This is a genomic window from Streptomyces erythrochromogenes (assembly GCF_040684695.1).
In the GTDB taxonomy this organism is placed as follows: domain Bacteria; phylum Actinomycetota; class Actinomycetes; order Streptomycetales; family Streptomycetaceae; genus Streptomyces; species Streptomyces erythrochromogenes_C.
Genome location: NZ_JBFBGM010000007.1, coordinates 23046 through 36245 on the forward strand (window position 1 = coordinate 23046; position 13200 = coordinate 36245).

At 75.4% G+C, this 13200-nt stretch carries 7 protein-coding genes; 1 reads left to right on the top strand and 6 read right to left on the bottom strand.

Annotation, left to right across the window (positions count from 1 at the left end):
- Window positions 1–79 precede the first annotated feature (79 nt).
- Window positions 80–2578: an SCO5717 family growth-regulating ATPase gene (locus AB0O53_RS13445; protein WP_365195256.1), complete on the top strand. Its 2499-nt coding sequence runs from the start codon at window positions 80–82 to the stop codon at window positions 2576–2578.
- A 91-nt stretch (window positions 2579–2669) separates the two neighbouring features.
- Here the strand turns inward: AB0O53_RS13445 and AB0O53_RS13450 are convergent, their stop codons facing one another.
- From AB0O53_RS13450 to infB, 6 genes are all read right to left on the bottom strand, one after another.
- Window positions 2670–3626: a bifunctional riboflavin kinase/FAD synthetase gene (locus AB0O53_RS13450; RefSeq protein WP_365195258.1), complete on the bottom strand. Its 957-nt coding sequence runs from the start codon at window positions 3624–3626 to the stop codon at window positions 2670–2672.
- 138 nt (window positions 3627–3764) lie between these two features.
- Window positions 3765–7913, bottom strand: coding sequence for a hypothetical protein (locus tag AB0O53_RS13455; RefSeq protein WP_365195261.1), 4149 nt, complete (start codon window positions 7911–7913; stop codon window positions 3765–3767).
- 238 nt (window positions 7914–8151) lie between these two features.
- Window positions 8152–9060, bottom strand: a complete 909-nt coding sequence (truB, locus tag AB0O53_RS13460) for a tRNA pseudouridine(55) synthase TruB (protein WP_350987662.1) — start codon at window positions 9058–9060, stop codon at window positions 8152–8154.
- Complete coding sequence (gene rbfA, locus AB0O53_RS13465; protein ID WP_030651161.1) at window positions 9057–9506, bottom strand: 30S ribosome-binding factor RbfA; 450 nt, start codon at window positions 9504–9506, stop codon at window positions 9057–9059. Before rbfA ends, truB begins: the two co-directional genes overlap by 4 nt.
- A gap of 34 nt (window positions 9507–9540) precedes the next feature.
- Window positions 9541–9834: a DUF503 domain-containing protein gene (locus AB0O53_RS13470; RefSeq protein WP_030030358.1), complete on the bottom strand. Its 294-nt coding sequence runs from the start codon at window positions 9832–9834 to the stop codon at window positions 9541–9543.
- A gap of 185 nt (window positions 9835–10019) precedes the next feature.
- The gene (infB, locus tag AB0O53_RS13475) at window positions 10020–13124 is read right to left on the bottom strand and encodes a translation initiation factor IF-2 (RefSeq protein ID WP_350987663.1); all 3105 of its coding nucleotides are present in this window, start codon (window positions 13122–13124) and stop codon (window positions 10020–10022) included.
- Window positions 13125–13200: the final 76 nt, after the last annotated feature.

Sequence of the window (13200 nt, forward strand, 5' to 3'; positions counted from 1 at the left end):
GCGACGTGCCCCGATTAGGCTGGACGCCGGCGCGGCGTGGGTGGGCGCCGGAGCAGTGTTCGACATACCAGGAGGACCAGTGAGCGGCGATCGGAACGAGAGGCGCGGCGGGACGTGGGACGTCCCGACGGACGATCAGTCCGACGCGGAGCCCGAGATGACGGGCGAGTTCACCATCGACTACACACCGCCGGCCTGGTACACGCAGAGTGCGCCGCCGGCCGCGGCCGCCCAGGTCCCGGGGCTCCCCGAGGGGAGCGGCTTCGAGCCGCACCGCCCGTCCGACCTGGAATCGCCCTCGACGATGCGGATCGCTCCGCCGGTGCCGCGGACCCCGTCCGACGGTGCGGGCACGCCCCTGTCGGCGCCCGCTCCGGCCCCGGCGGCCGCCGAGCCTCCGTACGCGTCGGCTCCGGAGCCGATCACGGCGCCCGACCTGCCGTACTCCGCTCCCGAGCCGATCGTTGCGCCCGAGCTGCCGTACGCGGCCCCGGCCCCGGTCGCGGCACAGACCGAGCCCGCCCCGGCGGCTCCCGAAACTCCGGTGCTGCCGGTGCTGCCGGTGCTGCCGGTGCAGGCTCCCGACCCGTACGCGGGCCCGAGCCCGGTCGCGGTCCCCGCCGAGCCCGCTCCCGCGGCGCCCGAGGGCCCCGCTCCGCTGCAGGCTCCCGACCCGTACGCCGCCCCGGCACCGATCACGGCCCCCGACCTGCCGTACGCGGCGGCCGTACCGTCGCCCGCCCCGGTCGAGCCCGCCCCGGCGGCGCCCGTCCCGGCGCCCGAACTTCCCTACACGGCTCCGACCCCGGTCGCGGGCGCTTCCCCGGTCGAGCCCGCCCCCGCGGTGGCCGGGATCCCGGCCCCGATCGCGGCCCCCGAACCGCCGGCTCCGGCTCCGGTCGATGCGGCGCCCGCGGTGCCCGAGGCCCCGGTGCCGCTCCCTCCGCTCCCGCCGTTCGCGGCTCCCGCCGAGGAGGCCGCCCCGCAGCCGGCCGATGCCGTGCCCGCGCCGTTCGCGGCCCCGGCGCCGCCGGCCCCCGTGGACGAGGTCCCGCCGTACCCCGCTCCGGCGCCCGCCGTCGACCCGGCCGAGGGGGAGAGCCCGTTCGGCGCGCCTCCCGGCGAACTGCCGCCGCTGCCGCCCGCGTTCGCCAACCAGGGCGGCGGCTCCTACGGCTTCCCGCCGCCGGCGCCCGCGCCCGTACCGCAGCAGCCCCAGCCCCCGCAGCCGCAGCCGCAGCCGCAGCCGCAGCCGCAGTACGATCCCCGCACCGGCGGACAGCAGTGGCCCGTCGGCCCCGGTCAGCAGCCGCCGCAGCCTCAGCCCCAAACCCAGCCCCAGCCGCACGACCCGCGGTACGCGGCCGGCCCCACCGGTGGAGGCGCGCCGCTCGGCTACACCGCCGCCGTCGAGCTGTCCTCGGACCGGCTGCTGCGCAACAAGCAGAAGCCCAAGAGCAACAACAACGGAGCGGGCGGCGGCCTGTTCCGCTTCGGCGGCAAGGCGGCCGAAGCGGAGCGCCGGCGCAAGCTGGAGCTGATCCGCACCCCGGTGATGTCCTGCTACCGCATCGCCGTCATCAGCCTCAAGGGCGGCGTCGGCAAGACCACGACCACCACCGCTCTCGGCGCCACCCTCGCCACCGAGCGCCAGGACAAGATCCTGGCCATCGACGCGAACCCCGACGCCGGCACGCTCGGCCGCCGTGTCCGACGCGAGACGGGCGCGACGATCCGCGACCTGGTCCAGGCGATCCCGTACCTGAACTCGTACATGGACATCCGCCGCTTCACCTCGCAGGCGCCCTCCGGTCTGGAGATCATCGCCAACGACGTGGACCCGGCGGTCTCCACGACCTTCAACGACGAGGACTACCGCCGCGTCATCGAGACGCTGGGCCGCCAGTACCCGATCATCCTCACCGACTCGGGCACCGGTCTCCTCTACTCCGCCATGCGCGGCGTCCTGGACCTGGCCGATCAGCTGATCATCATCTCGACCCCGTCCGTGGACGGCGCCAGCAGTGCCAGCACCACGCTCGACTGGCTCTCCGCCCACGGGTACGCGGACCTGGTGTCCCGCTCCCTCACCGTCATCTCGGGGGTCCGCGAGACCGCCAAGATGATCAAGATCGAGGACATCGTGCAGCACTTCGAGACCCGCTGCCGCGGTGTCGTCGTGGTGCCCTTCGACGAACACCTCGCGGCGGGCGCCGAGGTGGACCTCGACATGATGCGGCCCAAGACCCGCGAGGCGTACTTCAACCTCTCCGCCCTTGTGGCCGAGGACTTCCTCCGGGCCCAGCAGCAGGCCCCCCAGAACCACTGGGGAGCACCGCAGCAGCCCCACCAGCCCCACCCCCAGCAGCCCCCGCAGCCGCAGCACCACCAGCCGCCGCAGCCGCCCCAGCCGTACGGTCAGCCCCAGGGCCAGCCCCCGTACCAGCAGCCTCCGCAGCAGCCGGGACCCTACGGACAGCCCTACCCCCAGCAGCCGCAGCCGGGCCAGCCCTGGCAGCAGCCCCCGGCCGCCCCGCCCCAGCCGCAGCAGCCGCCCCGCGACCCGCGCCTGGGCTGACGGCAGCGCCGCACGCACCACGGGCGAGGGCCCGTACCACCCCGGACCGCATCGGTTTCCGGGACGGTACGGGCCCTCGCCCGTTGCCGCGTCAGCGCTTCAGGTCGTACGCGTCGGTCAGCACGCGCGCCCGCTTCACGTCGTCGGCGATCGCCTCCAGCAGCCCGTCGAGCGACTCGAACTTCGCCATCCCGCGCACGTACGCGAGGAAGTCGACGGCCACGTGCTTGCCGTACAGGTCCAGCCCGACCCGGTCGATGGCGTACGCCTCCACCGTCCGCTCGGTCGCGTCGAACTGCACGTTCGTCCCGACCGAGATCGCCGCGGGCATCCGCTCGCCGTCCGCCGTCAGCCAGCCCGCGTAGACCCCGTCGGCCGGGATCGCGGTGTGCGGCTGCGTCTCCACGTTCGCCGTCGGGTAGCCGAGTTCGCGCCCGCGCTGCGCTCCGCGCACCACCACGCCCTCGACCCGGTGCGGGCGCCCCAGGACCTCGGCCGCACCGTCCATGTCGCCGTCGGCGACCAGCCGGCGCGCCAGCGTCGAGGAGAACGGCACCCCGCCGCCCGCCTCGCCGCGCTCCACGAGGTCCACGACCTCGACCCGGTAGTCGTACGTCGATCCCAGCTCGCGCAGGAAGTCGACGTTCCCGGCGGCCCGGTGGCCGAAGCGGAAGTTCGGGCCCTCGATGACGGCGAGGGCGTGCAGCTTGTCGACGAGGACCTTGACGATGAAGTCGGCCGGGGACAGCTGAGAGAACTCGGCGGTGAACGGCAGGATCAGCAGCGCGTCCACGCCCAGTCCGGCCATCAGCTCGGCGCGCCGGTCGTAGGGGGCCAGGATCGGCGGGTGGCTGCCGGGGCGGACGACCTCGCTCGGGTGCGGGTCGAAGGTGACGACGACGGACGGGACGCCGAGCTCGCGCGCCGTGGCGACGGCCCGTCCGATGATCAGCTGATGTCCCCGGTGCACGCCGTCGTAGGAGCCGATGGTGACGACGCTGCGTCCCCAGTCCTGGGGGATGTCCTCCAAGCCACGCCACCGCTGCACTGTGACCGCTCCTCGCCCGAACCCGGTTGGTCCTTGAACTGATTGCCGATTGCAGGTCTAAGACTGCCATGCCGGGGCCCGGTGCCACGCATCGGCATCCGGGCCGGGCGGGCCCCGGCGGGCCGCCGTCGCGCATCCTCACGTCACATCCGCGGCGGCCCTGCCGAGGGTCTCCACCGTCTGCCGGGCGCCGGGGCCGAGCAGGGCCGCGGCCTCCGTGACCGCCTGCGCCTGCCAGCGGGCCACGAGCAGCCCGAAGGCCGGCTGGGCGCGGGCCAGCTCCACCGTCCGCCGCTCGAAGACCGCCGGCCCGCCGGGGGCCCGCAGCAGCTGCCGCCCGGTCCGGCGCAGCAGCTCCCGCGTACGGTCCTCCGGACGCGCCGCGGCCCCCGCCGCGACCGCTCCGAGGAACGCGTCCAGCACCCGCGGGTCCCTCTCCTCGCGCAGCAGTACGCCGGCCAGCTCGCCGCGCAGCGCGTGCGAGGGCTCCCCGCCCGGCGCGCCCAGTACGGCGGCGAGCTCGGCCCGCACCCCGGCCGGCGCGGTCCGCAGCAGGTCCAGCACGAGCCGGCGCAGCGCGGGACCGGCGGCGGGCCCCTGCTCCAGCCGCCGGTCCACGAAGGCCGCGGCGTGCGGTGCGTCCCCGGGGCTGTGCGCGAGGTGCTCCCGTACGAGGTCGGCCGCGCGCCGGGCCAGTCCCGGCGGGTTCAGCGCGGCCAGGGCGCGCAGCACCTCTGCGTCGGCACGGTCCCGCAGGGCGGCGAACACCGCGTCCTGGTCCGGCAGTACGGGCAGGGCCGCGACCAGCGCCTCGGCGGGCAGCCGGGAGCCGGGCTCGGGGTCTCGGAAGGACGCGAGGGCCGCGGGCAGGTGACGGGCGCGCTCCTGCGGGTCGCGCAGCAGGACGGCCAGGGCACTGCCGTGCAGGGTGGCGTCGGCGGGGCGGGCGAGCAGCGCCTGCGCGGCACGGCGCAGCAGCTCCCGGTCGGCGGGGGTGCGGACGTGCGGGGCGGTGGCGAGGGCGTAGGCGGCGGCCGCGACCCTGCGCGAGGGGCGTTCGTCACGGGCCCAGCGGTCCACGGCCCGGCACAGGACGGAGGGCTCCTCCTCGGCGAGTACGGCGAGCAGCTCGTCGGCGCGCGGGTGCGCGGCGGTGACCAGCGCCTCGGTGAGGTCGTCCGGGGCGAGGCGGCGGTGGGTGTGCAGCAGGGCCTGCGCGGCGGTGGCGACGGTGGCCCCGGGACGGCCGCGCAGGCGGCGGCCGTCGGTGAACCAGGCGCAGAGCAGCGGCTGGGTCCGCCGGGGGTCCCGGGTCAGGCGGCGGGCGACGGCGTCGAGGTAGCGGTCGCCGGGGACCGCCTCGGCGGGGTCGGCGGGCAGCAGGCGGCGCAGCAGGTCGAGGCGGTCGGGCTCGGCCAGCCGGAGCCGGTTCCAGAACCCGCCGCCGAACGCGCCGGGGCCGGCCCGGGCCACGTGCTCGGCGAGGGCGTGCAGGACGGCGAGGTGGGGGTGCGCGTCGGGGAGGCCCAGCAGGGTCTCGCGCAGCAGCCGGGCGGCCCACCAGGCACGGTCGGCGTAGGCGTCGGCGTCGGCGTCGGCCGGGGCTTCGGCTTCGGCTTCGGCTTCGGCTTCGGCTTCGGCTTCGGCTTCGGCTTCGGCTTCGGCGAAACCGTTCAGCGCGTGGACCAGCCGGGTGAGTTCCGCGCCGAGCCGGTCCGGTGCCAGTCTGCGCACGGCTTCGAGCACGGGCCCGATCCGCTGCCGGGGCACGGGCGGCCCGGGCCGGGCCGGGCCGTGGACGAGGAGGCCGAGGGCCGTGGGCACGTCGAGGTGGCCGGCCTGGAGCCAGTCGGACAGTTCCTCGTGGGCGAAGCGGTAGCCGGACCCGGCGCGCACCAGCAGTCCCTCGGTGAGGACGGCGGAGGCCCAGCCGGTGCGCCACGGGAACAGCTCCTCGAAGGATGCCCGGTCCAGCCGTCCCTGTCCGGGGCCCAGGCAGCGCCGGGCGGCCTCGTGCACGCGACCGGCGACGCGGGCGGCGAGCCGCCGGACGCCGGGGCCGTGTACCGATGCGCCTGCGGCGGTGATCCGGACCGCGGCGCGCAGGCACAGCAGGTCGAGGTGGGCGGCGAAGACCTCGTCGCGGCCGGGGCGGCCGGCGGTGACCCCGGCGGCGTGGATCCCGGCGAGCAGGTGCAGCGTGAGCGGGTGGCGGGCGTCGGACTCGCGGACGGCGTCGGCGGGGATGCCGAGGCGGGCCCGGGCGGTCTCCGCCTCGGCGGCGGTGAGGTCCCCGACCTCGAGCGCGGGCGGCAGCCGGCGGGCCGCGCGGGCCGGGACGTGCAGCGCCCCCGGCGGGTGCAGGGCTCCGGCCCGCTCCCAGTACTCGGGGCGGGCGGCGACGACCAGCCGGGCCCCGGTGCCGCGCAGCCAGGCGGTGGTGGCCTCGGTCCATGCTCCGAGCCGGTGGGCGAGCTCCGGCGGCATCTCTTCGGGGGCGTCCAGGACGAGGAGCAGGGGGCGTCCGGCGCGGGCGGCGACGCGGGCGAGGTGCGCAGCGGCTCCCGCCGGGGCAGCGCTCTCCCCACCGGGGCCGGGTCGGCCGCGCCGCTCCCCGGGCGGCGCCGCCCGAGGCCCCGGCACCACGTGGCTGCGCCCCTCGACCGACACGGTCGTGCGGGAGCCGGAGCCGGGGTCCGGTCGCCCGGCCCCTTCGGGTGCGGGCTCACGAGGGCCCGGACCCGAGCGGTCCGGCTGCCCTCCGTGGGTTGTTCCGCCGAAGGCGGGCACCGCCTCGCCGCCCCACCCGTCCGCCACGGTCCCGCTGGAGCCGCACCCCGGCTGACCTGACGCGCTCGTGGCGGACCGGGCCCGGGCGTGCCCATCGGCCGGCGCGGCTCCGCGCGGACCGGGCTCCGGCCGGCCGTGCCCCTCGGCCGGCGTCGACCCGCCAGGGCTGGACTCCGGTCCGAAGGTGCGCCCTTCCGGCCTGGCCCCTCCGGGGACGGCCACCGGCCCGCCGCCCCACCCGCCCGGCACCGTCCCGGAGGAGCGGGGCTGCGGTCGGCCACCGTTCTCGGGCGAGTACCCGCCGGGGCGCGGCGCCGGCCCGCCGGGCCGGTCGGACGGCGTGGCCCCGGCGGGGGCCGGTCGGCCGGGCGGGGTTCCGGCGGGGCCGGGCGCGCTCCGGGGCGTCGCCTCGGCCGCCGAACGGCCCTCGGGGCCGGAAGGCGGGGCGGCGGTGCGTTCAGCGCCCTGCGGGGATCGCCCAGGCACCCACCCGTCCCCGCCGGGATCCGTGCGCGGGTCGGCCTCCGGGGTGCGCCCGGGATCGGGGCCGGCCGCGGGCCCGTCGAGGAGGCGGGCGGCCGCCGTCAGGGCTCGGGTCGCCGCGTCCGCCAGCGAGGTGTCGTCGGCGTGCAGGTCCGCTCCGCGCAGCCAGAGCGTCGGCTCGGGGCGGGCGCCGCGGGCCCGGGCGGCGGCCAGGGCCGCCAGTTCCGTGGTGCGGCCGGTGCCCGGGCTGCCGACCAGGCCGAGCACCGGCCGGTCCCCCGACGTGAAGGCCTCCAGCTCGGCCGCGACACCGGGTCGTTCCACCCGCCGGTCCGGGAGGAGGGCGGCGCCCACGGTGGCCGCCGTCAGGTCCAGCACCCCGGCGAGGTTCAGGTCGGCGCCGCGGCCCGGCACGGTCTCCGCGTTGCGTGCCAGCAGCTCGGCGAGGGGGCCGTGCGGATCGGAGTCGGCCGCCGCCCGCAGGGCCACCGCGAAGCCGCCGGAGCGGTGCTCGGCGCACAGAGCGGTGCCCAGTACGGCGAGGACCGCTCCGGTGGCGGCGTCGAGGACGGGCCCGCCGCACACCTCCCCGCCCTGCGCGAGCGCGTCGCGGCCGTCGGTGCCGATGGCCAGCTCCACCGCGGCCCCCGCGGGCAGCGCGTACAGCCCGCCGGCCGCCCGGTACGCCACCCGGGCGTCCCCGAGCACCCGCGCCTGCCGCCAGCCCCGCGCGGGCAGCCGTACGTAGGTCCCCGGATCGATCGCCCCGCGCTGCGCCACCGGAAGCGGCCGCACCCCGAGTCCGTCCGTGCGGATGAGGGCCAGGGCCAGCCCGGGCAGTTCGGTCACGTCGGCCGCCGCCACCGGCCGGGTCCGCCCGCCGGCGTGCAGCACGAGCCGGGACAGGCCGTCGACGGCCTCGTGACCGGTGACGACCGTCCCGCGGTCGTCCGCGACGAACCCGCTGCCGCGCTCCCGCCCGGCCGGATCGCAGATCTTCACGAGTTCCGCCATGGCCTCACCACTCCCCGCACCGCTCCCCCGCAACGCCCCCGTGCTCACGACGGTAGGCAGGTGAAGATCAGCGCGAACAGCACACGTGGCGAACGCGCCCCCTTACGCTCCCTCCATTCACTCCGAGCGCCTGCTCGGACGGGTGAATAGCGGCGTCCGGGTGGATAGAGACCTACCCGAGGGGGGTCGTGGAGCGGTGAGCGGCACGGCATGTGCGCTCACCGCTCCACGTCAACGATCAGACGAAGACCGCGAGGGACTTCGCCTTCCCGTTCTTGCTCTCGACGAGCCCGAGGAGCCGGCCCTCCGGCCCGAAGACCGCGACCGTACGGCCGGCCTCGTACTCCTGCGGCATGTCGATCCGCACGCCGTTGGCGAGCAGCGAGGCCCGCCGGGCGTCCAGGTCCCAGCGCGGGAAGGCCGCCGCGGCCGCCTCGCCGATCGGCATGACGGTCAGCTCCTCCTGGAGCTGGTCCAGGGTCCGCGCGCGGTCGAGCTTGTACGGGCCCACGCGCGTGCGGCGCAGCGCGGTCAGGTGCCCGCCGACGCCGAGGTCGGCGCCGAGGTCGCGGGCCAGGGCGCGGATGTACGTACCGCTGGAGCAGACCACGGAGACGACGAGGTCGACGACCTTGGTGCCGTCCTCGGCCTCCGCCTGGCGCATGTCGTACACCTGGAACGACGAGATGGTCACCGGCCGGGCCGGGATCTCGAAGTCCTCGCCGTCGCGGGCGCGCTTGTAGGAGCGGACGCCCTTGATCTTGATGGCGCTGACCTTGGACGGGACCTGCATGATGTCGCCGGACAGCTTGGCGACGCCCGCGTCCACGGCCTCCCGGGTGACCCCGGTGGCGTCCGTGGACGAGGTGATCTCGCCCTCTGCGTCGTCCGTCAGGCTGTTCTGGCCCAGGCGGATCGTGCCGAGGTACTCCTTCTCCGTGAGCGCGAGGTGGCCGAGGAGCTTGGTGGCCTTCTCCACGCCCAGGACCAGCACGCCGGTCGCCATCGGGTCGAGCGTGCCGGCGTGGCCGACGCGGCGGGTCTTGGCGATCCCGCGCATCTTGGCGACCACGTCGTGCGAAGTGAAGCCGGACGGCTTGTCGACGATGACAAGGCCGTCCGGAGTCTTCCCTGCGTCGGTGCTCATTCCGCGGCTGCGTCCTCGTCGTCCTCGCCCGGCTTCTTGTACGGGTCGGCGTCGCCGGCGTACTGGGCGCCGGAGGACACCTCCCGCACCTGGGCGTCGGAGGTGCGCGCCTTCTCCAGGAGGTCCTCGATCGTCTTGGCGTTCTCCGGGAGGGCGTCCGCGACGAAGGTCAGGGTGGGCGTGAACTTGGTCCCCGCCGCCCGGCCCACCGCGGAGCGCAGGACGCCCTTGGCGCTCTCCAGGCCCGCCGCCGCACTGGCGCGGTCCTCGTCGTCGCCGTAGACCGTGTAGAAGACCGTGGCCTCCCGCAGGTCGCCGGTGACCCGGGTGTCCGTGATGGTCACGTGCGTACCGAGGCGGGGGTCCTTGACACCACGCTGCAGCTTCTCCGCCACCACCTCCCGGATGAGGTCCGCCAGCTTCTTCGCCCGCGCATTGTCGGCCACTGGTCCGTCTCCTTCTTTTCTTGCAGACAAGCAATCAGTCTTCATCACCGTGGAAGCGCCGTCGTACCGACAGCAGCTCCACTTCCGGACGTGCCGCGACCAGCCGCTCGCAGCGGTCCAGTACGTCCGAGAGGAACCCCGCGTCCCCACTCACCAGCGCGACCCCTATGCGGGCCCTGCGGTGCAGATCCTGGTCGCCCACCTCGGCCGCGCTCACGGAGAACTTTCGCTGGAGCTCGGCGACGATGGGCCGGACGACGGAGCGTTTCTCCTTCAGCGAGTGGACGTCGCCGAGGAGCAGGTCGAAGGACAGAGTCCCCACGTACATGCAGTTCCGGATATCCCGCCGGTGCGGGTTCGGTGGCCTGCCGGGCCGTCGCCCGGCAGGATCACCCGGCGCTCGCGCGGCCGGGTCACCAGAACCGTACACGCAACGGCCGGGGCCGATCGACGGATATTCCGCCGACCGGCCCCGGTGTTACGAGTTACGACACGGTGCGAACCGCCTCGCGCTTACGCGCGGGGCTTCTCGCGCATCTCGTACGTCGCGATGACGTCGTCGATCTTGATGTCGTTGAAGGAGCCGAGGTTGATACCGCCCTCGAAGCCTTCGCGGATCTCGGTGACGTCGTCCTTGAAGCGGCGCAGACCGGAGATGGTGAGGTTCTCCGCGATGACCTTGCCATCGCGCAGCAGGCGCGCCTTGGTGTTGCGCTTGACCTCGCCGGACCGGATGAGGACACCGGCGATGTTGCCCAGCTTGGACGAGCGGAAGATCTCGCGGACCTCCGCCGTACCGAGCTCGACCTCTTCGTACTCCGGCTTGAGGAGACCCTTCAGGGCCGCCTCGATCTCCTCGATGGCCTGGTAGATCACCGAGTAGTAGCGGACGTCGACGCCCTCGCGGTCCGCCATCTGCGCGGCGCGGCCGGCAGCACGGACGTTGTAGCCGATGACGATGGCGTCGGAGCCCATCGCCAGGGCGATGTCGGACTCGGTGACCGCACCCACACCGCGGTGCAGGACCCGGATGTCGACCTCTTCACCGACGTCGAGCTGGAGCAGCGAGGACTCGAGAGCCTCGACCGCACCGGACGCGTCGCCCTTGATGATGAGGTTGAGTTCCTGGACCAGACCGGCCTTGAGCACGGAGTCGAGGTCCTCGAGGGACACGCGACGGACGCGCTTGGCGAAGTTGGCGTTGCGCTCGCGCGCAGCACGCTTCTCGGCGATCTGGCGGGCCGTGCGGTCCTCGTCGACGACGAGGAAGTTGTCGCCGGCGCCGGGGACGTTGGTGAGACCCAGGACCAGGACGGGGGTCGACGGACCCGCTTCCTCGACGTTGTTGCCCTTGTCGTCGAGCATGGCGCGCACGCGGCCGTAGGCGTCGCCCACGACCATCGTGTCGCCGACGCGGAGGGTACCGCGCTGGACGAGGACGGTGGCGACGGCACCGCGGCCGCGGTCGAGGTGGGACTCGATCGCAATACCCTGAGCGTCCTGCTCCGGGTTGGCGCGCAGGTCGAGCGAGGCGTCGGCGGTGAGGACGACGGCCTCCAGCAGGGAGTCGATGTGCAGACCCTGCTTGGCGGAGATGTCGACGAACATCGTGTCGCCGCCGTACTCCTCGGCCACCAGACCGAACTCGGTCAGCTGACCGCGGACCTTGGTCGGGTCGGCACCCTCGACGTCGATCTTGTTGACCGCGACGACGATCGGGACGCCGGCGGCCTTGGCGTGGTTGAGCGCCTCGATCGTCTGCGGCATGACGCCGTCGTTGGCCGCGACCACGAGGATCGCGATGTCGGTCGACTTGGCACCACGGGCACGCATGGCGGTGAACGCCTCGTGACCGGGGGTGTCGATGAAGGTGATGCGACGCTCTTCGTCGTTGACCTCGGTGGAGACCTGGTACGCACCGATGTGCTGCGTGATGCCGCCGGCCTCGCCCGCGACGACGTTCGTCTTGCGGATGGCGTCGAGCAGTCGGGTCTTACCGTGGTCGACGTGACCCATGACGGTCACGACCGGCGGACGCGGCAGCAGGTACTCCTCGCCGCCCTCGTCCTCGCCGAACTCGATGTCGAAGGTCTCGAGGAGCTCGCGGTCCTCCTCCTCCGGGCTGACGATCTGAACTTCGTAGTTCATCTCGCCCGCGAGGAGCTGGAGGGTCTCGTCGGAGACGGACTGCGTGGCAGTGACCATCTCGCCGAGGTTCATCATGACCGCGACCAGCGACGCCGGGTTGGCGTTGATCTTCTCGGCGAAGTCGGTGAGGGACGCACCGCGCGACAGGCGAACGGTCTCGCCGTTGCCGCGGGGCAGCATCACGCCGCCGACGGACGGGGCCTGCATGGCCTCGTACTCCTGGCGCCTCTGACGCTTCGACTTGCGGCCGCGACGGGCCGGACCGCCGGGACGGCCGAAGGCACCCTGCGTACCGCCACGGGCACCGGGACCGCCGGGACGGCCACCGAAGCCGGGACGACCGCCGCCACCGGCACCGGCCGGACCGCCGCCGAAGCCGCCGCCACCCGGACGGGGACCGCCGAAGCCGCCGCCGCCCGCGGGACGCGAGCCGGGACCGGCCGGACGGCCGGCGAAGCCGCCGCCACCGGGACGACCGGCGCCACCGGGACGGGGACCGCCCGCACCGGGACCACGGCCACCGGGGCCGCCGCCGGGACGGGGACCGGGACCACCGGCAGCGGGACGCTGCGGCATCATGCCCGGGTTGGGACGGTTGCCGCCGGGAGCACCACCGGGACGCGGGGCGCCGCCCTGCGGACGGGGCATGCCGCCCGGGGTCGGACGGGCGCCGCCGGGACCCTGCGGACGCGGAGCGCCGCCGGGGCCGCCCTGCGGACGGGGAGCACCCTGGCCGCCGCCGGCGCCGGGGGCACCGGGACGCGGGGCGCCGGCCGGACGGGGCGCCTGCGGGCGCGCCATGCCGGTGGAGCCACCAGAGGTGAACGGGTTGTTGCCCGGACGGGGACCGGCCGGACGGGCGCCCTGCGGACGCGGTGCCTGGGCACCGGGGGTGCCCGCGGGGCGAGCCGGGGCACCGGGGGTGGCGCCGGCCGGGCGCGGGGCGCCGGGACGGGCACCGCCCTGGCCGGGGCCGGCCGGACGCTGCTGCGCCGGACGGGGGCCGGGGGCCGCGGCGGGACGCGCCGGAGCGGCCGGGGCCGCCGGAGGCGCGGAGAACTCGGTCGCCACGGGCGCCGCCGGAGCGGGCTTCGGGGCGGCCGGAGCCTTCGGGCCGGGACGCGGGCCGGGGGCGGCCGGCGTCACGGGGGCTGCGGCCGGGGCCTCGGCAGCGGCCGGCTTGGGGGCCGGTGCGCCGGGCTTCGGGGCAGCAGGACGTGCCGCAGCGGCCGGGGACGGCGCTGCGGGCTTGGCGGGCGCGGCCTTGCGGGGCGCGCCGGGCTTTGCAGCGGACTTGCCGGCGTTGCCGCCGGGCCCCTGCAGTGCGTCAGTCAACTTGCGTACAACCGGCGCCTCGATCGTCGAGGACGCCGAACGGACGAATTCACCGAGTTCTTGGAGCTTGGCCATGACGACCTTGCTCTCCACCCCGAACTCCTTGGCGAGTTCGTATACCCGGACCTTAGCCACTTCGCTCCTTTTAGGTCCGGGTTACGCCGGACCGTCGCTACTTCATGGGCGTACTCATCGCGTACTCATCGAGTGC